The organism is Bacillus sp. P4_D3 (assembly GCF_056401855.1).
In genome coordinates this window covers 1-24,408 of record NZ_JBFUIN010000013.1, presented here as the reverse complement: position 1 = coordinate 24,408, position 24,408 = coordinate 1, and the positions used below count along the sequence as shown (strand labels likewise).

General features: G+C 35.4%; 27 protein-coding genes, 1 pseudogene and 2 riboswitches. Of the genes and pseudogenes, 14 read left to right on the top strand and 14 right to left on the bottom strand.

Annotation, left to right across the window (positions count from 1 at the left end; translation table 11 throughout):
• The first annotated feature begins 117 nt into the window (after positions 1-117).
• Positions 118-1,377, top strand: a complete 1,260-nt coding sequence (locus AC1DTM_RS04555; RefSeq protein WP_016103317.1) for a multidrug effflux MFS transporter — start codon at positions 118-120, stop codon at positions 1,375-1,377.
• A 32-nt stretch (positions 1,378-1,409) separates the two neighbouring features.
• On the opposite strand, the gene AC1DTM_RS04550 is transcribed toward AC1DTM_RS04555, so the two are convergent.
• Positions 1,410-1,856, bottom strand: a complete 447-nt coding sequence (locus tag AC1DTM_RS04550; RefSeq protein ID WP_002113359.1) for a hypothetical protein — start codon at positions 1,854-1,856, stop codon at positions 1,410-1,412.
• Between the two features lie 265 nt (positions 1,857-2,121).
• On the opposite strand from AC1DTM_RS04550, the gene AC1DTM_RS04545 reads away from it, so the two are divergent.
• Positions 2,122-2,634, top strand: coding sequence for a hypothetical protein (locus tag AC1DTM_RS04545; RefSeq protein ID WP_002113360.1), 513 nt, complete (start codon positions 2,122-2,124; stop codon positions 2,632-2,634).
• An 18-nt stretch (positions 2,635-2,652) separates the two neighbouring features.
• Here AC1DTM_RS04545 and AC1DTM_RS04540 read toward each other — a convergent pair whose 3' ends face one another.
• The gene (locus AC1DTM_RS04540) at positions 2,653-2,868 is read right to left on the bottom strand and encodes a DUF3951 domain-containing protein (RefSeq protein ID WP_000371385.1); all 216 of its coding nucleotides are present in this window, start codon (positions 2,866-2,868) and stop codon (positions 2,653-2,655) included.
• 171 nt (positions 2,869-3,039) lie between these two features.
• A riboswitch (SAM riboswitch) is annotated at positions 3,040-3,144 on the top strand.
• A 137-nt stretch (positions 3,145-3,281) separates the two neighbouring features.
• On the opposite strand from AC1DTM_RS04540, the gene AC1DTM_RS04535 reads away from it, so the two are divergent.
• From AC1DTM_RS04535 to AC1DTM_RS04515, 5 genes are read left to right on the top strand one after another with little or no spacing between them, the layout of a single operon-like run.
• Positions 3,282-4,199, top strand: a complete 918-nt coding sequence (locus AC1DTM_RS04535; protein ID WP_016103318.1) for an ABC transporter permease — start codon at positions 3,282-3,284, stop codon at positions 4,197-4,199.
• A gap of 16 nt (positions 4,200-4,215) precedes the next feature.
• Positions 4,216-5,220 (top strand): ABC transporter permease, encoded by a 1,005-nt coding sequence (locus tag AC1DTM_RS04530; RefSeq protein ID WP_016103319.1) that lies wholly within the window; start codon positions 4,216-4,218, stop codon positions 5,218-5,220.
• Entirely contained in the window at positions 5,177-6,187 is a 1,011-nt protein-coding gene (locus AC1DTM_RS04525; protein ID WP_246907888.1) for an ABC transporter ATP-binding protein, read from the top strand. The genes AC1DTM_RS04530 and AC1DTM_RS04525 overlap by 44 nt, the downstream gene beginning before the upstream one ends.
• Positions 6,184-6,957 carry an ABC transporter ATP-binding protein gene (locus AC1DTM_RS04520; protein WP_199715520.1) on the top strand — a complete coding sequence of 258 codons (774 nt, stop codon included), beginning with the start codon at positions 6,184-6,186 and terminating at the stop codon, positions 6,955-6,957. Before AC1DTM_RS04525 ends, AC1DTM_RS04520 begins: the two co-directional genes overlap by 4 nt.
• Positions 6,958-6,970: 13 nt before the next feature.
• Positions 6,971-8,581: a peptide ABC transporter substrate-binding protein gene (locus AC1DTM_RS04515; RefSeq protein ID WP_477000054.1), complete on the top strand. Its 1,611-nt coding sequence runs from the start codon at positions 6,971-6,973 to the stop codon at positions 8,579-8,581.
• 16 nt (positions 8,582-8,597) lie between these two features.
• Here AC1DTM_RS04515 and AC1DTM_RS04510 read toward each other — a convergent pair whose 3' ends face one another.
• Positions 8,598-9,065, bottom strand: a complete 468-nt coding sequence (locus tag AC1DTM_RS04510; RefSeq protein ID WP_002113370.1) for a YusW family protein — start codon at positions 9,063-9,065, stop codon at positions 8,598-8,600.
• Positions 9,066-9,237: 172 nt separating this feature from the next.
• Between AC1DTM_RS04510 and AC1DTM_RS04505 the strand changes: the two genes are divergently transcribed.
• The 3 genes and pseudogenes from AC1DTM_RS04505 (at position 9,238) to AC1DTM_RS04495 (ending at position 10,606) form a co-directional block, all read left to right on the top strand.
• Positions 9,238-10,137, top strand: a complete 900-nt coding sequence (locus tag AC1DTM_RS04505; RefSeq protein WP_002113371.1) for a helix-turn-helix transcriptional regulator — start codon at positions 9,238-9,240, stop codon at positions 10,135-10,137.
• Between the two features lie 18 nt (positions 10,138-10,155).
• The gene (locus AC1DTM_RS04500; protein WP_199715518.1) at positions 10,156-10,347 is read left to right on the top strand and encodes a hypothetical protein; all 192 of its coding nucleotides are present in this window, start codon (positions 10,156-10,158) and stop codon (positions 10,345-10,347) included.
• Positions 10,334-10,606, top strand: a pseudogene (locus AC1DTM_RS04495) (hypothetical protein). The gene AC1DTM_RS04500 and the pseudogene AC1DTM_RS04495 overlap by 14 nt, the downstream one beginning before the upstream one ends.
• Before the next feature lie 47 nt (positions 10,607-10,653).
• Here the strand turns inward: AC1DTM_RS04495 and AC1DTM_RS04490 are convergent.
• From AC1DTM_RS04490 to modA, 7 genes are all read right to left on the bottom strand, one after another.
• Entirely contained in the window at positions 10,654-12,294 is a 1,641-nt protein-coding gene (locus AC1DTM_RS04490) for a peptide ABC transporter substrate-binding protein (RefSeq protein WP_246907891.1), read from the bottom strand.
• A 436-nt stretch (positions 12,295-12,730) separates the two neighbouring features.
• Positions 12,731-14,371 (bottom strand): peptide ABC transporter substrate-binding protein, encoded by a 1,641-nt coding sequence (locus AC1DTM_RS04485; protein WP_246907893.1) that lies wholly within the window; start codon positions 14,369-14,371, stop codon positions 12,731-12,733.
• Between the two features lie 135 nt (positions 14,372-14,506).
• A riboswitch (SAM riboswitch) is annotated at positions 14,507-14,611 on the bottom strand.
• A 154-nt stretch (positions 14,612-14,765) separates the two neighbouring features.
• Positions 14,766-15,599, bottom strand: coding sequence for an aldo/keto reductase (locus tag AC1DTM_RS04480; protein ID WP_016103328.1), 834 nt, complete (start codon positions 15,597-15,599; stop codon positions 14,766-14,768).
• A 1-nt stretch (position 15,600) separates the two neighbouring features.
• A complete protein-coding gene (gene proC / locus AC1DTM_RS04475) occupies positions 15,601-16,404 on the bottom strand; it encodes a pyrroline-5-carboxylate reductase (protein WP_002113376.1) in 804 nt (267 codons plus the stop codon).
• Between the two features lie 212 nt (positions 16,405-16,616).
• Positions 16,617-17,468 (bottom strand): GRP family sugar transporter, encoded by an 852-nt coding sequence (locus tag AC1DTM_RS04470; RefSeq protein ID WP_016103329.1) that lies wholly within the window; start codon positions 17,466-17,468, stop codon positions 16,617-16,619.
• A gap of 297 nt (positions 17,469-17,765) precedes the next feature.
• Positions 17,766-18,440: a molybdate ABC transporter permease subunit gene (modB, locus tag AC1DTM_RS04465; protein WP_002151307.1), complete on the bottom strand. Its 675-nt coding sequence runs from the start codon at positions 18,438-18,440 to the stop codon at positions 17,766-17,768.
• A 5-nt stretch (positions 18,441-18,445) separates the two neighbouring features.
• Positions 18,446-19,243: a molybdate ABC transporter substrate-binding protein gene (gene modA / locus AC1DTM_RS04460; protein WP_088098632.1), complete on the bottom strand. Its 798-nt coding sequence runs from the start codon at positions 19,241-19,243 to the stop codon at positions 18,446-18,448.
• A gap of 131 nt (positions 19,244-19,374) precedes the next feature.
• Here modA and AC1DTM_RS04455 point away from each other — a divergent pair, with 131 nt between their 5' ends.
• Positions 19,375-20,319: a substrate-binding domain-containing protein gene (locus AC1DTM_RS04455; RefSeq protein WP_033710535.1), complete on the top strand. Its 945-nt coding sequence runs from the start codon at positions 19,375-19,377 to the stop codon at positions 20,317-20,319.
• Positions 20,320-20,382: 63 nt separating this feature from the next.
• Here the strand turns inward: AC1DTM_RS04455 and AC1DTM_RS04450 are convergent, their stop codons facing one another.
• On the bottom strand, positions 20,383-20,484 hold the full coding sequence (locus AC1DTM_RS04450; RefSeq protein WP_016103331.1) for a DUF3948 family protein: 102 nt from the start codon (positions 20,482-20,484) through the stop codon (positions 20,383-20,385).
• Positions 20,485-20,739: 255 nt separating this feature from the next.
• The gene (locus AC1DTM_RS04445) at positions 20,740-21,606 is read right to left on the bottom strand and encodes a LysR family transcriptional regulator (protein WP_016103332.1); all 867 of its coding nucleotides are present in this window, start codon (positions 21,604-21,606) and stop codon (positions 20,740-20,742) included.
• Positions 21,607-21,733: 127 nt separating this feature from the next.
• Here AC1DTM_RS04445 and AC1DTM_RS04440 point away from each other — a divergent pair, with 127 nt between their 5' ends.
• Together AC1DTM_RS04440 and AC1DTM_RS04435 are read left to right on the top strand one after the other, a co-directional pair.
• Positions 21,734-22,702 (top strand): DMT family transporter, encoded by a 969-nt coding sequence (locus tag AC1DTM_RS04440; RefSeq protein ID WP_088098634.1) that lies wholly within the window; start codon positions 21,734-21,736, stop codon positions 22,700-22,702.
• Positions 22,703-22,724: 22 nt separating this feature from the next.
• Positions 22,725-22,865 carry a YrzO family protein gene (locus AC1DTM_RS04435; RefSeq protein ID WP_002151322.1) on the top strand — a complete coding sequence of 47 codons (141 nt, stop codon included), beginning with the start codon at positions 22,725-22,727 and terminating at the stop codon, positions 22,863-22,865.
• Positions 22,866-23,079: 214 nt separating this feature from the next.
• On the opposite strand, the gene AC1DTM_RS04430 is transcribed toward AC1DTM_RS04435, so the two are convergent.
• Positions 23,080-23,175, bottom strand: coding sequence for a DUF3948 family protein (locus tag AC1DTM_RS04430; protein WP_078173584.1), 96 nt, complete (start codon positions 23,173-23,175; stop codon positions 23,080-23,082).
• A 336-nt stretch (positions 23,176-23,511) separates the two neighbouring features.
• Between AC1DTM_RS04430 and AC1DTM_RS04425 the strand changes: the two genes are divergently transcribed.
• Positions 23,512-24,111, top strand: a complete 600-nt coding sequence (locus AC1DTM_RS04425) for a lysophospholipid acyltransferase family protein (protein ID WP_016103340.1) — start codon at positions 23,512-23,514, stop codon at positions 24,109-24,111.
• A 77-nt stretch (positions 24,112-24,188) separates the two neighbouring features.
• Here the strand turns inward: AC1DTM_RS04425 and AC1DTM_RS04420 are convergent, their stop codons facing one another.
• Positions 24,189-24,284, bottom strand: coding sequence for a DUF3948 family protein (locus tag AC1DTM_RS04420; RefSeq protein ID WP_002124767.1), 96 nt, complete (start codon positions 24,282-24,284; stop codon positions 24,189-24,191).
• Positions 24,285-24,408 lie beyond the last annotated feature (124 nt).

Genomic DNA, 24,408 nt, shown 5'->3' with positions numbered 1-24,408 from the left:
AGCGATAGAGATTCTATCGCTTTTTTTACATTATTAAACAGGAAAATACGGTATACTTGACGTATATTTATGTTGTAACTATAATTGTTACGGTTAAGTAGTTATATGAAAGGGTGAATGGAAAAAGTGAATGAAGTTAATCACGAAGTATATAAACCTGTAAAAACAAACAGGTTATGGATGATTCTTGTATTAGGGACACTTACGGCAATTGGGCCATTATCTATTGATATGTATTTGCCTTCTTTACCAAAGTTAACGGATGATTTACAAACGAGTGCATCCCTTGCGCAGCTTACATTAACTGCTTGTCTGCTTGGGCTTTCAGTGGGACAGTTATTTGTTGGTTCAATTAGTGACATTTACGGAAGACGCAAACCTCTTATTATCGCTCTTATTATTTATGTTGCTTCTTCTTTACTTTGTGCTGTTGCACCATCTATTTGGAGTTTAGTACTTTTACGTTTCTTACAAGGTGCTTCAGGATCTGCTGGTATCGTTATATCACGTGCAATGGTACGTGATATGTATTCGGGTTCTGAAATGACGAAGTTTTTCTCACTGCTTATGCTAGTAAACGGAGCAGCACCTATTTTGGCACCGATTATTGGAGGGCAATTATTACAGTTCACATCATGGCGCGGCGTTTTTATCGTTCTTGGAGCAATTAGTGTATTCATGCTAATATCATCTACTTTCGTATTACGTGAAACATTACCTCCTGAAGAAAGAGAGACAGGTGGTTTGTCGGGAACGCTGGCGACATACGGAAAGCTTCTGAAAGATCGTTTATTTATGGGTTATGCATTGTCGCAAGGATTAGTAACAGCTGCAATGTTTGCTTATATTTCTGGTTCACCGTTCGTGTTGCAAAATATATACGGGGCATCACCACAACAGTTTAGTTTGTTCTTTGCAATTAACGGTATCGGTATTATTATTGCTAGCCAAGTTACTGGCCGCTTAGCAGGGAAAGTGAATGAGAAGACATTATTTGTTTCCGGTATTGTTATTGCGGCTGTTGGCGGTCTATCGTTACTACTTACAATCGTATTAGGAATAGGTCTAATCGGTGTTTTATGCTCGCTATTTCTCGTTGTATCAAGTGTTGGGGTTGTATCAACAACTGGCTTCTCGTTAGCGATGAGAAATCAAAAACAAGCAGCAGGAACAGCATCAGCTTTACTAGGTTTATTACAGTTCATTTCAGGAGCGCTTGTTGCACCGCTAGTAGGTATTGGCGGAAGTAATACAGCACTTCCTATGGGTGTTGTTATAGCTCTTTGTGAAATTGGTGCTGTGTTATGCTATTTATTCATGGCAAAAAGAAGTGAGCAGCAGTTTGAACTGCAACAAAAACAAAATTTAGAGGCTTAACAAAAAAGAGCTGATTCAAACATTTCTCTGAATCAGCTCTTTTTTTCATTTCTTTGAAATAACTCATACATATTATTCATGATCGCATCATATAAGAAAGCAAGTTTATCCCATACCCAGCGGTTACTGTCGACCTCTTTCTCCCCGCAGTCAATAATATCAGTATGATCTGTAATTCTATATGCCCTCTCAACGATAATAGGAGCAATCTTCGGTATGCGTGGAATTTCTTTTAAGACATCTGCAAAATTTCCAATGTAGACATGACCGATAATCTCGATTGTTAATGATTTATCCGATATATTTAGCACAGTATGAAATTGATTTGTATGTTGTTGTTTTAAATATTGGGCTAACTTAAATGGAGCATGTTGCTTTTTTAATACGCGGCGAAGGTTTTCTGTGTTTTCAATATGAAGTGATCTTTCACGAATAAGGACACGAATATCTTCTCCCATAAAAGGTATTGTATTGTACATAGGTGATTCTCCTTAAAAACTTAACTACGCTTGCGTTATGCATATGTAAGTCTAGCATGGTTTGTTCTCTATGTGTGCTTACAGTTTTGTAAGGTAGAGTGGTGAAGTTACTTGCATAAAGTGACGATAATGTGACAAAAATGTGTGTATATTTATTAAGAGATCATCTTAAGTGCAAAATTTAGGACGTTCTCGGTATAATAAAACAAGTGGAGATAAGAGAAACTGTAATTCGTAGTAGATGTAGATAAAAGGAGAATAAGAGATGAAGAAGGTTTTCGGTATTGCAATGCTTGGGGGTATGCTCCTTCTAGCGGGATGTAATGGAAATAAAGACACGAAAGATACGAAGGAACCGAAAGAAAAGGTAGAGCAATCTACTGAACAGACAGAAGATACGAAAGTGTATCGTGAGGTACATGAAAAGTATGATGCGAAGATGAACAAGGAAATTAATAAAGCGTTACAGTTATTTGAAGTGGCAAAAGAAAAGGGCGGTAAGGAAATAACTAATGCTAAATTTAAGGAAGACGTGCAAAATGTAACAACGGGCATGTTAGAAGATATAGATCATATGCGTAAAGAAATTCATGTACCGAAGTCGAAAGAACAAGAACATGAAATGTATGTTGGTTTCTTAAATGAATCAGAACAAGCGATGAAAAAATTACAGAAGTTAGCTAAAGAAGAAGATTCATCGTTGATTCGTGATATAGAAATTAATTTTTCAACAGCATCGACATACTATAAACGTTTTCAAACAGAAACGAAAAAATAACCTTGCGCATGCGCAAGGTTATTTTTTCTTCTTACCATCTCCGTCTTCATCCTCGCATACTAATACCTTCTGCTCTTCGTGAAATTCTGAAATTGTTTGTCCAGTAATATTATCGAAGGGTGTATAAAAAGAAGTGATACGTTTCTTTTTAATGAAGAGTTTATAGAAACCAATGATAACGAGTATGACAATTGTTAATGGCAATCCTATAGTAGCCAGAAGTAAGGGATCCATCTTATAACTCCTTTAAAGTAATTACCTTTATTATAAGTTAAAGTAGTGATTTTAAGAAATAATGCCATCAAAAACTGATTTTTCTAAATATATCCAATTAGATTGACTTTTCATTTTTTCAGAATTATAATTCAAAATATACAATTTGAACCAAATAATAATATAGCAATTTACTTATCCAGAGAGGTAGAGGGACTGGCCCTATGACACCTCAGCAGCGGGTTCTGTAATAGAACACCGTGCTAATTCCAGCAAGCAAGGCTTGAAAGATAAGTGATGGGCATAGTTTTATTAAGCCTTGATCTTATTTTTTAAGATCAAGGCTTTTTGTGTTTTAAGAAGTGGAAAAGGAGTAATAGGAACAAATATGTCAATAAAACAAAGTAAATTCATTTGTTTAGGGGGTTATCGAAGTGTATGTTATTAAAAAACTATCGGTTATGGTGTTTACGCTATGGGTCATTACGACAGTAACATTTTTAATTATGCATATTATTCCAGGGGATCCATTTTCGTCAGATGCGAAAATCTTTCCTGAAGAAGTGATACAAAACATGAGAGCTAAGTATCACCTGGATGAACCGTTATGGAATCAGTATGTTGCTTATTTGGATGGGGTAGTTCATTTTGATTTTGGTGAATCTGTTCAATCAACAGGTCAAGGTGTATCGGAAATTATAACAACTGGTTTTGGACCATCGGCAATTATTGGTTTACAAGCACTTGTTATTTCATTGTTAGTCGGAATTGCCGCAGGTACATTTGCCGCGCTATATCATGGGAAAGTGATTGATTATAGTGTGAGCTTGCTTGCGATTCTCGGTATTTCTATTCCTAGTTTTATTTTAGCGCCACTATTTATACAAGTGTTCGCCATCCAATTTGAATTACTACCAGTGGCGTCGTGGGGAACGTTTGAGCATACTGTATTACCTTCTTTCGCATTAGCGCTCGGGCCAATCGCAGTTATTACAAGATTTGTTCGCTCTAATATGATTGAAGTGTTGCAGAGTGATTATATTAAGCTAGCGAGAGCAAAAGGTATACCAATTAAGAAAATCATTATAAGACATGCTCTTCGAAATGCAATTGTTCCGGTACTTACATTTGTTGGCCCATTAATGGCTGGACTTTTAACAGGAACTTTCATTATTGAAAAAATCTTTTCAATTCCTGGTTTAGGAAAATATTTTGTAGATAGTATTTTTAACCGAGATTATCCGGTAATTATGGGAACAACCATTTTCTATAGTTCGCTATTAATTGTATGTATTTTTATTACAGATATCATTCATCGTATTGTTGATCCGCGTATTCGTTCTATTACGTAAGGAGGGGAATGTTTAAATGGGGGCTTATGAAATTAATGACCAGTTATTAACGAATGAAGAGAAAAAAGAATTAACGATAAATAAAGATCAGCAAACGATTAGCCGAAAAAAGGAAGTGTTTCGCAAGTTTATATCAAACCCTATAGCAGTTTTAGGGGCAGTGACGTTATTACTAATTATTGTTTTCTCGCTTATTGGCGAAAGTTTAACGTCATTTACTGCGAGTGAACAAGTAAAAGAAGCAACTAATTTACCGCCTAGTAGTGAGCATTGGTTCGGAACAGACGATTTAGGGAGAGATATTTGGGCGCGTACTTGGGCTGGTGGGAAAATTTCATTAACAGTTGGATTGGTAGCGGCAGCTCTTGATATAGGGCTTGGTGTACTTATCGGAGGTTTTAGTGGATATGTGAGAGGGCGTAATCGTCTTGGAACGTTAATTGATGAGTGGATTATAAGAGGGATTGAAGTGTTATACGGTATCCCATATTTATTAATTGTTATTTTACTATTAATCGTTATGAAACCAGGACTTTTTACAATTATAATCGCCCTTGCGTTAACGGGATGGATTGGCATGGCACGTCTCATTAGAGCACAAGTCTTGTCTTTAAAGCAAAGAGAATTTGTTGTCGCAGCAGAGCGATTAGGTACACCTCATATGAAAATTATATATGGGCATTTAATTCCAAACTTAACAGGGATTATTATCGTAAATTTATCATTTACAATTCCAGCAGCTATTTTCTCAGAATCATTTTTAAGTTTTATCGGACTTGGAGTACAATCACCAGCAGCGAGCTGGGGCACGATGACGAACGATGCACTCGGGACATTACTAAGCGGAGAATGGTGGCAACTTTTCTTCCCGGCAATCATGATTGCACTAATCATGTTCGCATTTAATGCGATTGGTGATGGTTTGCAAGATGCGATTGATCCGAAAATCGTAAAACGTAATCGAAAGGAGAAAAAACATGGCACAAATCTTATCTTTAGAAAACGTAACGTTGGCCGTTGAAAAAGAGAATAGTAAGCAAGCAATTGTGAAGCATGTTTCCTTTTCTATTAACGAAGGTGAAATAGTTGCACTTGTTGGAGAAAGTGGTTCAGGAAAAAGTGTTACAGCACAATCAATTATCGGCTTAAATCAAGAATCGATTCATATTGATGATGGAAATATATCTTTCCAATCAAAGGAATTAACGGATTTACAAGAATCAGAATGGAATCAAATTCGCGGGAAAGATATTTCCTTTATCTTTCAAGACCCGCTTTCATCTTTAAATCCGACGATGAAGGTGGGAAGACAAATTACAGAAGTAATTGTGCAGCATGAAAAGAAATCGAAAAAAGAGGCAAAAGAAATTGCAGTTAACTTACTAAATGATTTAGGGATACATGAAGCAGAGAAACGCTTTGAACAATATCCGTATCAGTTGAGCGGAGGTATGAGGCAGCGTATTTGTTTAGCAATTGCGTTTGCATGTCATCCGAAGCTCGTTATTGCAGATGAACCTACAACGGCGTTAGATGTAACAATTCAAAAACAAATTATGGGGTTATTAAAAGAGCGAAAAGAAAAACAAAATACGAGTATTTTATTAATTACTCACGATTTGGCACTTGTGCGTGAAATAGCTGACCGGGTGGTAGTTATGTACGGGGGCCGTGTTGTTGAAAAAGGAACGATAGGGGAAGTAATTGGCTCTCCTAAGCATCCTTACACGAAAAGCTTATTGCAAGCAATTCCAAATATGGATGATTCAGAAAAGGTACTTAGAGCAATTGAGGGAACAACACCTTCAATTGAAACGTTAAATAGTTTTGGGTGCCCGTTTGTGAATCGTTGTCCAGTAGCGATAAAAGAATGTATTCATCGTTTCCCAGAGAGAACAACATATTCTGAGGAGCATAGTTCACATTGCTGGCAGCATATTCTGGAGCATAATAAAGCGAAATCAAAAGAGAAGGTGAATGCTTCATGACGACAGATTTAATAGCTGTAAAACAAGTCACAAAAACATATGGAAGTAAAAATAAAGAAATTGCGGCGCTAAAAGGTATATCACTTTCTATTCCGAAAGGAACAACTCTTGGCATTATCGGAGAAAGTGGTTCAGGAAAAACAACACTTGGTAAGCTCATAGCTGGGATTGAAAAACCAACGTCTGGTGAAATTGATTATAACGGTCAAGTTGTTCACACGCTGAAGTCAGCTAATAAGCGGAATTTCTTACAGAAAGTACAGTTTATTTTTCAAGATTCCACAGCTGCATTAAATCCGCGCTGGAAAGTACGCGATAGCGTAACGGAAGGATATATTTCATTCAGTTTAGGCGATAAAGGATTGAAAGATAAAGTCGCAGGTGATGCACTAGAGCGTGTTGGATTAGATAGACGATATATTGATCGTTATCCCCACGAATTTAGCGGTGGACAACGTCAACGTATTGCCATTGCAAGAGCGCTATTATGTGAGCCAGAAGTATTAATCCTTGATGAACCAATTTCAGCATTAGATGTTTCACTGCAAATCCAAATTGTACATTTGCTGCAAAAGATTCAAAAGGAACAAGGCTATACATATTTATTTATCGCACATGATTTACCGATGGTTCACTATTTATGTGAAAAAGTGGCTGTCTTATACAAAGGAGAACTTGTTGAATTTGGAAATACGGAAGAAGTATTCCGTAATCCACAACATTCTTATACAAAAACATTATTAGCATCAACACCAAAAATTTCAGGTTAAAGGAGAATATAGGATGAAGAAGTTTTTACTGTTTGTCATTATGACTGTTTTAGCAATAACTTCTGTCGCTTGCGGTAAGAAAGAGACGCAAAAGGCAAGTGCTGGTAAGGGGGAAGGAGATCGATTAGTAACGAATATTAGTAGTGATCCATATACACTTGATTCCGCTATTGCGACAGATAGCACGTCAGGTTATGTAATTGGGCAGTTGTTTTCAAGTTTATATACGCAAGATAGTGATGGGAAATATCAAAATGAATTGGCGGAGAAAGAAGAAGTAAATGCGGATGGAACTGAATATACAATTCATTTAAAGAAAGATATTAAATGGTCAGATGGCTCTTCTATTACAGCAAATGATTTTGAGTTCGCATGGAAGCGATTATTAAACCCGAAAACAGGTTCTATGAATGCGACAGAAATGTATTTTATTAAAGGAGCAGAGGCATATAATACTGGAAAAGGTGAAGAAGGACAAGTTGGTATTCAAGTCGTTGATCCTCAAACATTAAAGGTAACACTTGAGCACCCAGTTGCTTCTATTAAACAAAAATTAGCAAGTTCATTATTTATTCCATTATCTAAAAAATCAATTGATGATAATAATAAATTAAAAACGGATCCAAAAGAGTTAATTACGAACGGACCATTCACGTTAAAAGAATGGAAGCATAACCAAGCTATTACAGTACAAAAAAATAAAGAATACTATGATAAAAAGGTAACATTAAAAGAAATTGAGTTTCGTATTATTCCAGATTCTAAAACAGCGTACCAATTGTACAAATCAAAAGAATTAGATTTGCTAAGTAGCTTACCACAAGAGATGATTGAAAAAGAAAAAGGAAACAAAGAATATAAGCGCGTTGCAGGATTCTCATCTTATATTTATTCGTTTAACGTAGAAAAAGAGCCGTTTACAAATGCGAAAGTACGTAAAGCATTTTCATTAGCGGTTGATCGTAAGTTTATCGTTGAAAAACTGTATAAAAATAATGCACAGGAAGCATATGCATTCGTTCCAGAAGGGGCAAAAACACAAGGTGGTCGTGATTTCCGTAAAGAAAAAGGTGATTACGTAAAATTCGATTCAGCGGAAGCGAAAAAATTACTAGAAKAAGGTATGAAAGAACAAGGCTGGTCTACATTACCTGAAGTAACATTAAAATTCACTACAGATACACAACATAAAAAAGTAGCAGAAGCAATGCAAGAAATGTTTAAGAAAAATCTTGGTGTAGATATTAAATTAGAAAATAAAGAGTGGAAGAGTTACATCGACACATATAAGCAAAGTGATTTCCAATTAGCTTATATGGGATGGGGCGGCTCTCTATTAGATCCACTTACTAAACTAGATTTATATGCAGGTGATGGTCCGAATAACTATGCAAAATGGCATAATAAAGAATTTGATGCTTTAGTAAAAGAAGCAGAAGTTGAACAAAATGAAGATAAGCGCTTTGACTTACTGCATAAAGCAGAAGATATTATGTTTACAGATTCACCGTTAATTCCAGTTATATTCCCTTCTGATTCCTATTTACAAAAAGGATCAGTATCTGGACTTCAATATTATGTTGGATCTAAGCCAGATTTAAGATATGCAAAAATAAAGAAGTAGGCAACCGCCTACTTCTTTATTTTATTTCGCGTTTATATTCTTTTTTCGTTCCATCAGAAAAGACAACTTCTAAATCGAATTTTTGGTAGTCTTTATCAAGTTTGAACACATTTACTACTTGATCGATTACTTCTTGGTCAGGAGTATCTTTATTAAATTTCAGCTCTTGTAGAAGAGGGCTTAATTTCGTAATAGCCTCGTCACCTGTGAACTTTACATCTGTTTTATGGTCTTCAATTTTTGCTTCCATTTTCTTATCCGCGGCTACATTTTTATAATCAGCTTCGTAGTCTTTCTTCGTATCTTGATAGTCTGCTTTTAAATCAAATTCATTAAAGTTTAGTTTTAAATCTGCAGGAGCCTCATTTTTTGCTTCTTCAGTTGTCTTTTTATTAGAAGTTGTATCTTCTTTTGCAGGAGCTTTACATCCTGTTAATGCAGGTACTAGCATAAGAGCTAATAAAGCTGATAGTAAAATTCTCATTATAAATTCCTCCTTATGTAACTTCTTTCTATACAAGTTTTTCCCAATTCCATGTAATTATGTATGTGTTGAAAATAAATTATTTTCTCATAGCTTTAAGGGTTAATCCGCAATTTAAATCAAAAATGATTTGTATGTATATGGTAAATTGAAGTTGTAAGGAGGTACTGAAATGCATGAAGAATATAAAGAGATGATAAAAAAAGCGATTGAATATATAGAGAATCATTTACATGAAGAGCTTACAACAGAAAGAGTGGCATTTCACGGTGCAGTATCGATGTACCATTTTCATCGTATTTTTCAAAGTTATATCGGGATGAGTGTAACGGATTATGTTCGTAAGAGAAGATTAACTCATGCTGCACAGGCTTTAGTATCGACTGAAAGAGCAGTCATTGATATTGCAGTGCAATATGGCTTTTCCTCACAAGAGGCATTTACTAGAGCTTTTAAAAGAATGTTTCAATTACCACCAAAAAAATATCGGAAGTACTTCCAGTCATTTTATATAGAAAGAGAGGGCGTTTCAATGGAAAAAGGTATACCGAAAGGATGGGTATTAAGTGGAAGTCATCCTGCTGAATATGAGATGGGTTTAGATTACGAAGTTGTTCATCAAGGAAAAGTATCTGCATATATAAAAGGAAAAGAGAATGTTACACACGGAGGGTTTTCAACATTAATGCAAATGTTCCGAGCGGATAAATATGTAGGTAAGAGATTACGTTTAACAGCATTTATTAAGAGTGAGAGTGTAAGAGACTGGGCGGGATTATGGATGCGAGTAGATGGAAAAGATACAGAGCCACTTGCTATGGATAACATGCAAAATCGCCCAATCAAAAATACGAATAACTGGCAATCGTACTCGGTTGTATTAGATATAAAAGAAGAAGCACTTGGTATTGCATTTGGTGTTTTATTATCAGGAGAAGGTTGTGTGTGGCTAGATAGTATTCGATTTGATGAAGTGGATGAAAAAATTCCTTCAACAGATTTGGCAGAAAACTTTTATGAAACACTCCTAGAAGAGCCGGTGAATCTGCAATTTGAAGAAATAGAAAATTAAAAAGTAAGGAGAAAAGATATGCTCGAATATGTAAAACTAATAAGTATTAATTTAGTAGTATCGTCTTGTATTATGGGAATTAACTATTTAATTAGCTATCTTTGGTCAGGGCATATACCTTCTTTGACGTGGAGAACATATTTGATGTTTATGGTTATATTTATGATGAGTTTTGGTTCAATACAAAAAGAGAGCTATGAAGAGAGTTGATAATCGTCCTTTTAGTCTTCTTAGTATTAATACATATGTATTTATCACTGCATTGGAAAAACAGGTTTGCCGTTCGGGGTTATTTCCCGCAACATACGCAGCGAATGGTTATTACACAATAATATTTGGTGGAGTTAATTTAGAGAAAAATATTATTTCGTTATTATTTATTATACTAGTTACATAATTGGTAGCGGGAATCGCTATAGGTATAAAAGGAATAGTAAAGGGAAGAGGTTTTGTAGCTAAAGACGTATAAAGTAAAAAAGGTATCCTTCATGTGGATACCTTTTTTACTAGCGTTTGTTATTTTGCAACTTCTGTCCACTTGTAGTTAAATTCACCGCCGAAGTCAGTTGTTACAAGTCCTTTAATAAATCCGCGTTGTAAGTAAGAACGGCCTTGTTGGTATAAAGGAGCGACAGCACCATCTTGTAATAAGATTTTTTCAGCTTGCTTCATTGCTTCAAAGCGTGCTTTTTCATCACCAGCTAAATCAGTTTTTACTTTACGAATAAGCTCGTCGTACTCTTTGTTAGAGTATTTATCGAAGTTATAAGCACTATCTGTTGTGAATAGATCTAAGAATGTAATAGGATCCGCGAAGTCAGGGCCCCAGCCATCGATTCCGATTTCGTAATCACCACTTAATAGTAGTTTTAACTGTTGTTTACGTGGTTGAGGCTTTAAGTTCACTGTTAATCCATCTAGATTCTTTTCTAATTCACCTTTTAAATATTCACCAGTCTTTTTAGCTAAAGCATTATCACTTGTTAATAGTTCAATTGTTACTTTGTCAGTACCAAGTTCTTGTTTCGCTTTTTTCCAGTTTTCTTTTGCAGATTTCACATCATCTTTTACTAGATTTCCATTCTCTTTACGGAAGTCATTACCGTCTGGACTTTTTGCGAATTTCGCAGGAACCATTCCTTCTGCTGGGATTGCACCGTTATTTAAAATTGTTTCTACGTAAGCTTTCTTATTCATCGCTTCGTTAATAGCAAGACGTGCATGTTGATTCTTTAATACTGTATTTTTTTGATTCAGTCGTAAGAATTGAATACCTACTTCAGCGCGTTCCTTGAAGTTTGAATCGTTCTTATACTTATCAACAAACTCCGCAGTTAAAGCAACACGATCAATTTGTCCTGAATCATATAAGTTAACTTCTGTAGACTTATCTTTAACGACATTGAAGTTGATTTCTTCTAGTTTTACAGTTTTAGCATCCCGATAGTTAGGGTTCTTCTTCAATTGGAAGCTTTGTTCATGTTTCCAGTTATCTAATGTGAAAGCCCCGTTGTAAATTAGATGCTTCGTTTCTAAACCGTATTTATCACCTTGAGATTTTAAATACTCTTCATTAATTGGTAAGAATGTTGAAAATGTCGTTAAGCTTAAGAAGTAGGGAACAGGTCGCTCCAGTTGTACTTCTACAGTTTTATCATCAAGAGCTTTAACACCTAATTGATCGATCGCTGCTTCTTTTTGATTTATTTGTTTTGCATTCTTTATATCGAAGAATAAGAATGCATATTCGGCAGCTGTTTCAGGATTTACGGCACGTTGCCAAGCGAAGACAAAGTCTTTTGCTGTAACAGGAGTACCGTTTGACCATTTCGAATCACGAAGATGGAAAGTATACTTTGTTTTATCTGGACTAATGTCAACCGACTCAGCAACACCAGGAATCGGTGTATTATCTTCTCCCATTGCATATAAACCTTCAAAAACATTTCGCATTACATTCATGGATTCCCCGTCCGTTGCTTTTGCAACATCCATTGTTGGAATTTCTGAAGCAAATGATAAGTTAATCGCTTGTTTATTAGGTGCTTTATCGTTTGCTTTCGCTCCGCTTGCATTATCTTTATTTCCTCCGCAAGCTGTTAGTAGTAGACTTGCCCCTAAAACAGATGCAACAACAGGTACAACTTTTTTCTTCATTGTTCTTTCCTCCCTAAATGTGTTGTTCGTAACGTCATAATGTCCATGTCTTGAAGTGTAGCTATAGAAGAAGAGAAAACCTATTATAAATATGTGTATATAGGTAATCGGGTGTTCTATATGTATATACAAGTTGAACTATAATCTATCGTTATATGTTTCAACTTAGTAGACATTACATTTTGATGGTAAAATATTTCGTTTCTTTGATTATTTAGAATATTAACACTGGAGAGAACTATATGTCAATAATAAAAAGTGGAGTGTTAATTTCTTGGAATAATATATTAAAAAAGCAGATTTCCTCGTATTAGGGAATCTGCTTTTAATATATTTTGCTAAAAAAACAATGGGTGTGGGTGGGAACACGATGATCCAAATTGCATTTTATCCCGCATTAACGGGCAGTTGATCCCCCACTGATTAAAGTTTCACTTTATTTTTCAATTTTTGCCCATTTGAAGTTTAATTGACCAGCAAAGTCTACTTGCACAATGCCTTTTACAAAGGATCGCTCTAAATAAGATTCGCCTTTTTGGTAAAGAGGAGCGATAACAGAGTCTTTAAACAATATTTTTTCTGATGCTAGTAACGCTTCCCAGCGAGCTTTTTCATCACCAGCCAAGGTAGTTTTAACCTTTTCAATTGTGTCATCAAACTCTTTATTAGAGTAATGATCTAAGTTGTAAGGGTTATTCGTTGTAAACAATTCAAGGAATGTAATTGGATCAGCAAAGTCAGGGCTCCAACCGTCAATTCCAATTTCGTAATCACCTTTTAATAAGAGTGAAACTTGTTGTTTACGTGGTTGCGGTTTTATATTTACTGTTAAGCCATCTAAATTCTTTTCTAGTTGTCCTTTTAGGAACTCACCAGTTTTCTTTTCAAGGTCACCATCACTAGTTAATAATTCTAATGTTATCTTTTCAGAACCAAGTTCTTTTTTTGCTTTCTTCCATAATTCTTGTGCAGCTTTTGTATCAACTTTTGTTAAATCGCCGTTTACAGCACGGAAGTCTTTTCCATCAGATCCCTTTGCAAAGTTTTTTGGTACGAGACCGTAAGTTGGTGTAGATCCATCATTTAATAGCGTATTTACAAAGGATTTTCTATCGATTGTTTGATCGATTGCTTGGCGTGCAGAAACGTTTTGAAGTACTTTGTTTTGTTGATTCATACGCAAAAATTGTACGCCTACGTTCGGACGTTCTTTAAAGTTAGCATCTTTTTTATATTTATCAACGAAGTCAGATGTTAGTTTTATACGGTCTAATTGTTTAGATTCAAATAAATTTACTTCCGTTGATTTCTCTTTTACAACGTTGAAATTGATTTCTTCGAGTTTGACATTATCTTTATCCCAATAGGTAGGGTTTTTCTTAAATTTAAAGCTTTGTTCATGCTTCCAATCGTTTAGTGTAAAAGCTCCGTTGTATAAGATTTTATTATCTTCTAAAGCGTACTTATCACCTTGTGCTTTAAAGAATTCCTCGTTGATTGGTAGAAATGTTGGGAACGCCGTTAAGCTAATAAAATAGGGAACAGGACGCTCTAATTCTACTTCAAACGTATGGTCATCAACTGCTTTTACACCAAGTTGATCGGCTGGAAGCTCTTTACTATTAATTTTTTTAGCGTTTTTAATATCAAAGAATAAAAAAGCATATTCAGAGGCTGTTGCTGGATCAACAGCTCTTTGCCAAGCGAAGACAAAATCTTTCGCTGTTACAGGTGTGCCGTTCGACCATTTTGAATCTCGTAAATGGAATGTGTATTTCGTTTTATCGCCACTCACTTCATGAGCTTTTGCAGCGCCAGGAACAGGTTTATTACCTTCGCCAAGATTGTATAAACCTTCAAATACGTTTCTCATTACCTGACCAGAATCAGTATCTGTAGCACGAGCCGTATCCATTGTTCGAATCTCAGTAGGTGAAGATAAGTTTAAAACTTGTTTACTAGGTGCCTCATCTTTTGCATTTGCTCCGCTCGCTTCGTTTTTATAACTACCGCAACCAGATAATAAAATACTTACTCCTACAACTGATGCAATACCGGGTACAAACTTCTTTTTCATTTGATTTTCCTCCTAAATAGTTAATAAGATTGGATGATGATGAGGGAAATGAAAAACAAAAAATCCCTCTTTTCGTATTGAGAAAGAGGGATTTCTACGTACAAGTTATGCACCCGTATATAAACGAAGTCCCTCATTCTATCTTTCAAGCACAAAGCTTGCAGGAAGTGGCACAGTATTCAAAATGAACCTGCTGCCGAGGTTTCAAAGGGCCAGTCCCTCCACCTCTCTTGATACAATGAGTAAACAAATAAATTTTATTAATTTTTGTGTTTCTTTGATAATTCAAAATATTACACCTTAGATAATGAAGTGTCAATCGAATGAAATATAGTTTAAATTTTCAGTTTTATTAAAAATAAAAAAACCACTGCATATGGCAGTGGTTTCCTTACTAAAAGTTAAAGTTATCTGGATCTGGACCAACGCGATGATTTTCATTTAAAGCTTGAATTGCTTTCATATCATCCGAGCTTAATTCAAAATCGAAGATGTTTGCATTTTCAATAATGCGGTGTTCTTTAATAGACTTAGGGATTGTTACAACTTCATTTTGTAGATCCCAACGTAAAATAACTTGTGCAGTCGATTTATTATATTTTGTAGCGATTTCTTGTAATGATGGGTGATCAAGTAGCTGCCCCTGCATTAATGGTGACCAAGCTTCAAGTTGAATGCTATGTTCTTTACAGAAAGCATGTAGTTCTTCTTGTGCCAAACGTGGGTGGTATTCCACTTGGTTAACCATTGGTTTAATTTCTGCAATTTCAAATACGTCTTGCAGATGATGAATATGGAAATTACTCACACCGATAGCACGAACACGACCGTCTTTATAAAGTTTCTCTAAAGCTTTCCATGATTCAGTGTATTTTCCTTTTACAGGCCAATGCACTAAGTATAGATCTAAATATTCTAGACCTAATTTTTCTAATGTAGTTTCAAATGCTTGTAATGTTGACTCGTAACCTTGATCACTATTCCACACTTTTGAAGTGATGAATAACTCTTCACGAGGAATACCAGATTCGCGAATTGCCTGTCCAACGCCTTCTTCGTTTTTATATATGGCAGCAGTATCGATGCTACGGTATCCATTTTTTATAGCTGCTTTTACAGAATCAATTACTTCTGTACCATCTTCAACTTTAAAAACACCTAAGCCGAACCAAGGCATTTTCACGCCGTTATGTAATGTTGTATAGTCGTTTAAACTTGTTAAAGTCATATTAATTCCCCCTAGCTTTTTTATTGGTCGCTTCAACTGCTTGTTGAATGACTTCTGAAAAATTATTTTCATATAGAACTTTTAAGCCTTCAGCCGTTGAACCTCCTGGTGTTGTTACTTGTTCGCGGAGCATAGCTGGATCCTGATTTTGCTGGAGCATAGCGGCAGAGCCAGCAATCATTTGAATGACAAGGTGTTTTGCTGTTTCCTCATCAATACCATAGCTTTTCGTTGCTTCAATTAAACCTTCAGCAAAGTGATAGAGAAAAGCAGGTGCACTACCAGTAACTGCGGTAAGTTGGTGAACTTCCTCTTCGGTACAAAACTGTGAGGTACCAATACCTTTTAAAAGAAGTTGTAACGTTTCATGATGTCTTTCATCTACGGAATTTCCCGTCGTGTATAAGGAGATAGACTTTCCAATGCCAGCAGCTGTATTAGGCATAATCCAGGCAACAGGTGTGTTTTCTGGGAGTCTAGCTTCTAAATAAGATGGGCCAATGCCAGCAGCTACTGTTACAACAAGTTGATTTGATATTAACGGAGATAACTCTGCTAATAGCTCTTCATGTGCAGAAGGCGGCATTGCTAAAACAATCGTATCTACAGATTTAATATGCTGCTTCCAATCCGTTGTAATCGAGAGATCATATTGAGTTTGTAATTGTGTTAGTTTTTCTCTGTTACTTCGGTTGGAAACAATAATTTCTTCGATGTATTCTTTACTTGTTGTAAGTAGTCCAGCAAATATAGCTTCTGCCATACGACCGGCACCAATAAATAAAATTCGATGTTTATTAGGCATATCCTTTATTCCTTTCTGATGAGAATATGTTATAAAAAACGATACCATTTTTAAGAGAATTTTGTAAAAAGAAACGGCTTATAGTAGAGGGAATACAATTGGAGAGAGGGCAGGTTATATAAAAAGGGCTATGAAGATTATTATATTTGAAAAATAGTTATAATCAAAAATCCCTGAAGCATTTATGCTTCAGGGATTGATAAATTATAAGCTTATGCTTTCGTCATACCAAGCAATACAGCGCCGCCGATAATTAAAACACTACCTAGTGCAATAAAGATCAATTGACGTTTTGTTTTCTTTTCACCTAAGAAGACAATCGCACCGAATGTTGAGATAACGATTCCAGTTTGAGATAATGGGAAGCTTGTTGCCACTCCAACACGTGGTAATGAAAGAAGTAAGAATAAGTTTCCTGTTCCCCATAGTAAACCAGATAAAGCATTACGCATTGCATATTTGTTAAATGGTTTATGTTTAGATGTCAGTACAACCGCACCAACAAACATACCAACTGCCTGTGGTAAAATAGCAGACCAACCATCAATGTTATACCAACGAATAATAATTACATATACAAGATAACCGAAAGTAGAAACAATTAAAGTAAGAAGTCCCTTTTTCAATTGTCCTGGTGGCTGTGCATTTTCTTTATCATCTAGTGATGTGAATACAACACCAACTACGATTAATAGGATTGCAATCGTTCCCAGAACAATCGTTGTAGTAGTAGTCCACTCACGAAAAGCGATAACGCCAAAGATAGAAGTTGCAACAAGTTGCATACCAGTAGAAATAGTTACAGTAGTTGAAACACCTAGTTTTTCAACTGTTTTTAATTGGTTTACTTGTCCTAAAGCCCAGAATAAACCTGAAATAAAGCCAACAATCAAGATTGTCATTGTTAAAGTTGGTTGAGTAAATACATACATAGTTGTTGCGAAGAATAGAGCACCGATTGTCATACCTACCGTTTGGCTATATGCACCACCGCCCATTTTTACGCTTACTAATAAGATGTTTCCCCATGCGATTGCAGGAAGAAGCGCTAATAAAATGTCCATTACAAGACTCCCTTCGGTTTTCTATACCAATATAATTACATATCGTTCTAACGATCGGTAATGCCCCACTAATAGAGTAGAAGATTACCGATCGCTAAAACAGGATGAAGAATTCACGATATAAATGCGTTTTCATTTCTTCATTTTTTGAAACACTTTCATATAATAACAGGAAATTACCTATTTTAGAAAGTGAATTCAAATAAAATGTATATTTAAATAAGAGGTAAAATTCAGTCGTTAATCAAATCATTTTATTTTTCGGGAAATAAAAAGCAACTTTTGTCGAAAGTTGCTTTAAGAAGTAGTAATTCTGCTATTAATGAGTTGAATACATAGTAAGAATAGAAGGGACATACTAATCGTTATGATTACAAGTGTCCAAGCTAGTTGCATATTACTTGCATCAATAGCCATATAAATCGCCGTTGGAATCGTCTGAGTTTTGCCAGGTATATTTCCTGCAAACATTAAAGTTGCACCAAATTCACCAAGTGCGCGAACAAAGCTTAAAATCATACCACTTAGTAACGCAGGAAATGCAAGCGGGAGTGTGACATGTAGAAAAACTTGGTATTCACTTGCACCAAGATCGCGCGCGCCATCTTCAATTTGTACATTTGCGATAGAAAATCCTGTTTTTGCTGATTGGTACATGAGCGGAAATGCAACAACTGTAGAAGCAATGATAGCAGCAGTAGATGTAAACATAATGGACTGCTGAAATAATGATTCAATCCACTTTCCAATGGGACTGTTATTTCCGAAAATGATAATTAGAAAAAAGCCGATAACAGTTGGTGGAAGCACCATTGGTAATAAGAAAATAGTTTCTAGTAGTACTTTATATCGCCACGAGGAGCGCGCTAATGCTCGTCCAATAATCGTTCCCAAAATCGTAACGATAATGGTGGCGCACGCAGCTACTCGTAAAGATAGAAAGACAGGTGACAGAATTGTATCAAAGCTCATAGCAATTATGGCAGGAGTGTAAATCCATATTTCTTAAAGATAGATTGTGCATCTTTTGACTGTAAATATTCATAGAATGAAGTCGCCTCTTTCTTATGCTTAGATTCCTTTATAATACCTAAAGGATAGTGGATTTGCTCATGAGAATTAGCCGCTGCCGCCTCTACAATTTTCACCTTGTCTGAAACGAGAGCGTCTGTTTTATATACAATACCAGCATCAACATTACCTGTTTCTACATATGTTAACACTTGGCGAACATCTTTTGTAAATACGATTTTATTTTGAACGTCATTCCAAAGATTTTCATGTGTGAGAGAAGCTTTTGCATATTTTCCTGCAGGTACGGATTCGGGTGTACCAAGTGCGATTTTCTTGATTTTCTCATCTTTTAAATCTTGAAATTTTGTAAGAGAACTATCTTGTGGAACGACTAGAACTAGTTCATTTCCAAGAAGGTTTTTCCCTTCTTTTTCATTAATGAATCCTTTTTTAACAAGGGTTTGGAATTTATCTTCTGCTGCAGAGAAGAATAAATCAGCAGGCGCACCTTGTTCAATTTGTTGTTGAAGTGCACCAGAAGCACCGAAGTTAAAAGAAAGCTTAATGTTTGGTTCTTTTTCTTTATATTGCTGTTCAATTTCTTTTAATGCATCTTGTAAACTTGCAGCCGCTGATATAGTCAGCTCCACTGATTCTCCCTCTTTAGCAGCTGACTTTTCTTCGCTTGAACAAGCTACACTGAATATAAGAAGAAAAGAAAGTATAAGTACCCCAATGGATCGTAATATAAATTTGTTCATAAAAAATCCCCCTTCGTTTACTAAATTAATTATAACTAAATATAACTAATTATAACTAGTTATAATTGAATATAATTTGAACGATATAGTTGTTTTTAAAAACTAGGAGAAATATTCTTTTCTTTGTTACAATGAAGGGAGAAAGTGAGGAATCGTCTATGGATCATCATTCCTACACAACGGAAGAAGTAGCAAAGCGATTAAAAGTATCAAAATTAACTGTATACGACCTAATTAAAAAAGGAGAACTTCCTTCTTATAGGGTTGGTAGACAAATGCGTATTGATGCAGCGGATTTAGAACAATATATCAAGCAAATGAAAACAGGTAAGGTGCAATTTACTTCTGTAAAGAAGTACGAAATTAGTAGTTCGAATACACGCATCATTAGTGGTCAAGAACTAACGTTAGATATGTTGGCAAAACATATAGAAAATCGTCTGCCAAATTCTAATATATTAAGAGCATATCAAGGTAGTTTAACGAGTTTAGTGAAGATGTACCAAGGAGAAGGAAGCGTCGTTAGTTTGCATTTATTTGATGGCGAAACAGGTACATATAATGTTCCTTACGTAAAACGTATTTTAGTTGGACAACCATATATTATGATTAATTTATTAGCGAGAAATGTTGGGTTTTATGTGCAAAAAGGGAATCCACAAAATATAAAAACATGGGCTGATTTAGCTCAGTCATCTATACGATTTGTAAATCGAGAAAAAGGTTCTGGTATTAGGGTGTTAGTGGATGAGCAATTGCGAATTCAAAAATTAAGTAAAGATATTAACGGGTATGAATGGGAAGAATCGAATCATCTTGGTGTTGCCTCGCAAGTCGCGAATGGAAAAGCTGATGTTGGGGTAGGTTCAGAAAAGTTTTCCCAAATTGTGAACGTAGACTTTATTCCGATAATGAAAGAGCAGTATGATTTAGTACTTCTGAAGAATAAAGAAAATGAGGAACTTATTGAGGTTATAAAAGGGATTTTGCAATCTGAAGAGTTTCACAATGAATTAAAAGCAATTGGTGGATATGATATAAGCAAAACAGGCCAAATTATATATGAAACAAACTAAAAGGCTGCTTGTCTATAAGACGAGCAGCCTTTTCTATATAAAGGGGGTTGGGGAAACAAAGTGTTAAACAAGACTTTGAGCAAGTGCGTAAATGAAAGCCGTAAGAAGAGCTGCGCCACTTGCAAGTCCGATAAAGTCTGATTTGTTGAAAGTAATGTTGTTCATTATAATCTCTCCTTATTTGTTTAATGTAGTTGCAACTGCTTTTGCATCGATAAGTGCGGATAGCACCATGCCCATTGTATTGAAAAATTTGTTTGTTTTCATTTTGTTCATCATGCGTATCCGCTCCTTTTCGAATTTTTGTTGCCCTGCTTCATGTCTTAATTATAGGGGAGAGGATGAATTACAACTATCGAATTAGCTTACGGAAGACTTACACTTTTGTAAGAAAAAAAGACATTCGTGTAAGAATGTCTTTTAAAGCATATTGATGTGATGATGCTCTTTAATTGTTTTTAAAAAGCTTCGCATCGAATTGGTCATGTAACTATCTTTACGGCGTATGAAAACAGTTGAAATACTACCGTATTTCTCGGGAATCGGATGACAGTGTACTTTACCTGCTGTAGAAAGATGCTGAACGGCAGACTGTGGTACGAGTGTAATTCCAAGACCGAGTGCAACACTGTTTAATATTGTTTCTAATATGTTAAATTCCATAATTCTTTTTGGTAGCAAACCTTCATCTTTAAGCCATCGTTCTAGCTTGGAACGGTACCCACATCCTTGATTAAAAACGAGTAGGGGCGTCGTAGTAAATTCTTCTATATGAAAAGCTTTATTTTGTGTAACAAGCATTAATTTCTCGGTACTAACATCGTATTGTTCAATTAGTGGGTGTTTTATTGGTCCTGATATAAAAGCACCATCTAATTGATGATCGAGTACTTCTCTAATAAGTTCTTCCGTTAGACCGGCTTGTAATGATAAATCGACATTTGGATAGCTTTTATAGTAAGAAGACAAAATGGTAGGTAATGTACTTACTGTTTCGACTGTACCAATTTTTAATATACCAGATGGTGTTTCACCATCTAAAAATACTTGTTTTAGCTCGTCAACATCTTGCAAAATTTTATTAACATAGACGAGCATTTTTCTACCTTCAGCTGTTAAAGTCATGCCTCGTTTATGACGGTAAAAGAGCGGTGTTTTTAATTCGTTTTCTAACTGTTTAATACGTGCTGTTACATTTGATTGTACGTAATTTAATTCTTTTGCTGCGCTACTTACACTACCTCGGTCAGCAACGCTCTGGAAGATTTGTAAGTCTCGTAATTCCATTGTATGCTCCCCCTTGATGTTAACTATCATTATAAATGATAGTTAACATCATTTTGAATCATTTTACGTGATATATTTTTTCTTTTACAATTCTCTTTGTGCAAATAGAAAGAAGTGAGGGATTGCGGTGAGAAGAAGTCAAATGATAATAGGTGCGTTGGCATGTTTAATTGCAAGTATGTCATGGGGAGCGATGTTTCCGGTTGCTGATCATGCGCTAGAATACATAGATCCGTTTTATTTTTCGTTTATTCGTTATGGGGCGGTAGCAATTGTACTGATTGTATTATTGCTAATGAAAGAAGGAAAGAAAGCATTTCGCTTAGAAGGAAGAGGAAAGTTACTCATCTTTTTTGGAACAATGGCGTTTACCGTATACAATGTATTAATTTTTCTAGGACAAATGTTAATGGGAAAATCAGGTGTAATGGTAGCTTCTATTATGGAGGCGCTTATGCCGATGATTTCAATTTGTATTTTATGGGGATATAAAAATATAAAGCCGAAGAAGTATATGATAACGAGCATGATTATCGCGTTTGTAGGGGCTGTATTTGTTATTACGAAAGGTGATATGAGTTTCTTTTTAACATTGAAAGATGATATGTTTTCACTAGCATTTATATTTGTTGGTGTTGTAGGCTGGGTTATTTATACGATGGGTGGTCAAACGTGTAGCGATTGGTCAACATTACGTTATTCAACATTAACTTGTGTATTTGGGACAGCAGTTACAGGAATTATAACTATGATCATTACCTCACTTGGATATGTATCAGTTCCAAGTATGGGAACGATTTCTGTTGTGAAGTATGATTTGTTATTTATGATGACATTACCAGGTATCGTAGCACTACTTGCTTGGAACTACGGTGTGAAAATTTTATCATCAATTAATGGTATTTTATTTATTAACTTTGTGCCAATTACTACGTTAGTTATTATGATGATGCAAGGGTATAAAATAACAACATTTGATATTGTAGGAACATTATTTGTTATTGCAGCGCTTATTCGTAATAATGTTTGTCAGAGAAAAGAAGAAAATATAAATAAACAAGTTTTACAAGAAGAGCAATTGCGTCAAGCTGTTTAATAGGCAACTGGAGGATTTTTACATGTTAGAAAGTTTATTGTTTTTCTTTGCTGCTGGAGTTGCCTGCGAGCTTGCAGCAATTAATCGAAATGGTCGTAAGAATATAAAACAACAAGCTGAACTGATACAGCTTTTAAAAGAATTGAAGGAAAGAAAAAATTAAAAAGACGACCGGCATAGACGGTCGTCTTTTTCTATATAAAGTGAAACTTTAATCAGTGGGGATTTTGTTCATTCCCCACTGATTATTAGCCCTCACCAATCGGGCGTTTACGGGCAGTKGATCTCTCACCTAACTTCTTTGCTACAGCCGAATTTTGAGGTGGGAGTCTTACTGCCCGCAAATAGCGGGATAAAGGGGAAAGGGGACACAAAGTTTATATAAGCGTAGCAGCGTAAATAAAAGCAGTAAGAAGAATCGAGCCGCTAGCTAGGCCTAAAAAATCTAATTTGTTAAAAGTTATGTTATTCATTATAAATTCTCCTTACTTGTTTAATGTAGAAGCAACAGCTTTTGCATCGATAAGAGCGGAAAATACCATGCCCATTGTATTTAAGAAATTGTTCGTTTTCATTTTGTTCATCATATAGATCCGCTCCTTTTCAAATGGTTGTTGTTACTTTCTGACTTAATTGTATAAGATAGTGGAGGGAGTCAATATCGAATTAGCTTACAAGAAAATTACACTTTTGTAAGAATTGAAATTTAACAATAAATACTTATTTTTATTACCAACTCCTAAAACTTAGTGTTATAATCGTTATAAGAAAATGATTATACTTCGGATATTCAGAAAGGAACGAAACAAATGTATAAACTAATTACATTTTCGTTGAAATATATATTTAAAACGGCTGGGAAAGTAGAAGTACAAGGGAGAGAGAAATTACCAGAAGGTGGCCCTTACGTTGTTGCTTGCACACATACAAGCTTTATGGACGTTTTAATGTTAGCAGCAGGAATGTACCCAACCCAAATTCATTACATGGCAAAAAAAGAATTGTTTGAAGGGAAATTTAAAAATTGGTTTTTTAAAAATGTAAATGCATTCCCTGTAGACCGTGCGAATCCAGGGCCAAGCACATTGAAAATTCCATCGCGTTTATTAAAAGAAGGAAAAGTAGTAGGGATTTTCCCAAGTGGGACGAGATCATCAGAAGACGTTTCATTAAAAGCTGGGGCTGTTACGATTGCAATGCGTTCTAACGTTCCGTTAATACCGGCCGCTTATGTTGGCCCATCAAGTGTAAAAGAATTGATAAAAGGAAAAAAAGCACAATTAGTTTTTGGAGATCCAATTCAAATTGATGCTGAAGAACAAATAGATCGAAAAACGGCTATGAAAATGATGACAGATGAATTAAATGCAAAGTTTGAAGAACTAAAGGAAGTTTTACAGCCAAATTAAAAGTAAGAAAAGACGACCGGGCATAGACGGTCGTCTTTTCTATTATTATTTATATAAAGGGGAAAGGGGACACAAAGTTATATAAGCGTAGCAGCGTAAATGAAAGCAGTAAGAAGAATCGAGCCGCTAGCTAGTCCTAAAAAATCTAATTTGTTAAAAGTCATGTTATTCATTATAAATTCTCCTTACTTGTTTAATGTAGAAGCAACAGCTTTTGCATCGATAAGAGCGGAAAATACCATGCCCATTGTATTTAAGAAATTGTTCGTTTTCATTTTGTTCATCATATAGATCCGC

Excerpts from the sequence above, each read along its gene's own strand:
- AC1DTM_RS04530 (WP_016103319.1), top strand. The coding sequence starts at position 4,216 with ATGGGGGCTTATGAAATTAATGACCAGTTATTAACGAATGAAGAGAAA.
- AC1DTM_RS04430 (WP_078173584.1), bottom strand. The coding sequence starts at position 23,175 with ATGAATAACATAACTTTTAACAAATTAGATTTTTTAGGCCTAGCTAGC.
- AC1DTM_RS04505 (WP_002113371.1), top strand. The coding sequence starts at position 9,238 with ATGCATGAAGAATATAAAGAGATGATAAAAAAAGCGATTGAATATATA.
- proC (WP_002113376.1), bottom strand. The coding sequence starts at position 16,404 with ATGCCTAATAAACATCGAATTTTATTTATTGGTGCCGGTCGTATGGCA.
- modB (WP_002151307.1), bottom strand. The coding sequence starts at position 18,440 with ATGAGCTTTGATACAATTCTGTCACCTGTCTTTCTATCTTTACGAGTA.
- AC1DTM_RS04550 (WP_002113359.1), bottom strand. The coding sequence starts at position 1,856 with ATGTACAATACAATACCTTTTATGGGAGAAGATATTCGTGTCCTTATT.
- AC1DTM_RS04470 (WP_016103329.1), bottom strand. The coding sequence starts at position 17,468 with ATGGACATTTTATTAGCGCTTCTTCCTGCAATCGCATGGGGAAACATC.
- AC1DTM_RS04485 (WP_246907893.1), bottom strand. The coding sequence starts at position 14,371 with ATGAAAAAGAAGTTTGTACCCGGTATTGCATCAGTTGTAGGAGTAAGT.
- AC1DTM_RS04500 (WP_199715518.1), top strand. The coding sequence starts at position 10,156 with ATGCTCGAATATGTAAAACTAATAAGTATTAATTTAGTAGTATCGTCT.
- AC1DTM_RS04445 (WP_016103332.1), bottom strand. The coding sequence starts at position 21,606 with ATGGAATTACGAGACTTACAAATCTTCCAGAGCGTTGCTGACCGAGGT.
- AC1DTM_RS04480 (WP_016103328.1), bottom strand. The coding sequence starts at position 15,599 with ATGACTTTAACAAGTTTAAACGACTATACAACATTACATAACGGCGTG.
- AC1DTM_RS04420 (WP_002124767.1), bottom strand. The coding sequence starts at position 24,284 with ATGAATAACATGACTTTTAACAAATTAGATTTTTTAGGACTAGCTAGC.
- AC1DTM_RS04435 (WP_002151322.1), top strand. The coding sequence starts at position 22,725 with ATGTTAGAAAGTTTATTGTTTTTCTTTGCTGCTGGAGTTGCCTGCGAG.
- AC1DTM_RS04545 (WP_002113360.1), top strand. The coding sequence starts at position 2,122 with ATGAAGAAGGTTTTCGGTATTGCAATGCTTGGGGGTATGCTCCTTCTA.
- AC1DTM_RS04490 (WP_246907891.1), bottom strand. The coding sequence starts at position 12,294 with ATGAAGAAAAAAGTTGTACCTGTTGTTGCATCTGTTTTAGGGGCAAGT.
- AC1DTM_RS04510 (WP_002113370.1), bottom strand. The coding sequence starts at position 9,065 with ATGAGAATTTTACTATCAGCTTTATTAGCTCTTATGCTAGTACCTGCA.
- AC1DTM_RS04540 (WP_000371385.1), bottom strand. The coding sequence starts at position 2,868 with ATGGATCCCTTACTTCTGGCTACTATAGGATTGCCATTAACAATTGTC.
- AC1DTM_RS04450 (WP_016103331.1), bottom strand. The coding sequence starts at position 20,484 with ATGAACAACATTACTTTCAACAAATCAGACTTTATCGGACTTGCAAGT.
- AC1DTM_RS04455 (WP_033710535.1), top strand. The coding sequence starts at position 19,375 with ATGAAGGGAGAAAGTGAGGAATCGTCTATGGATCATCATTCCTACACA.
- AC1DTM_RS04425 (WP_016103340.1), top strand. The coding sequence starts at position 23,512 with ATGTATAAACTAATTACATTTTCGTTGAAATATATATTTAAAACGGCT.
- AC1DTM_RS04520 (WP_199715520.1), top strand. The coding sequence starts at position 6,184 with ATGACGACAGATTTAATAGCTGTAAAACAAGTCACAAAAACATATGGA.
- AC1DTM_RS04525 (WP_246907888.1), top strand. The coding sequence starts at position 5,177 with ATGGCACAAATCTTATCTTTAGAAAACGTAACGTTGGCCGTTGAAAAA.
- AC1DTM_RS04555 (WP_016103317.1), top strand. The coding sequence starts at position 118 with ATGGAAAAAGTGAATGAAGTTAATCACGAAGTATATAAACCTGTAAAA.
- modA (WP_088098632.1), bottom strand. The coding sequence starts at position 19,243 with ATGAACAAATTTATATTACGATCCATTGGGGTACTTATACTTTCTTTT.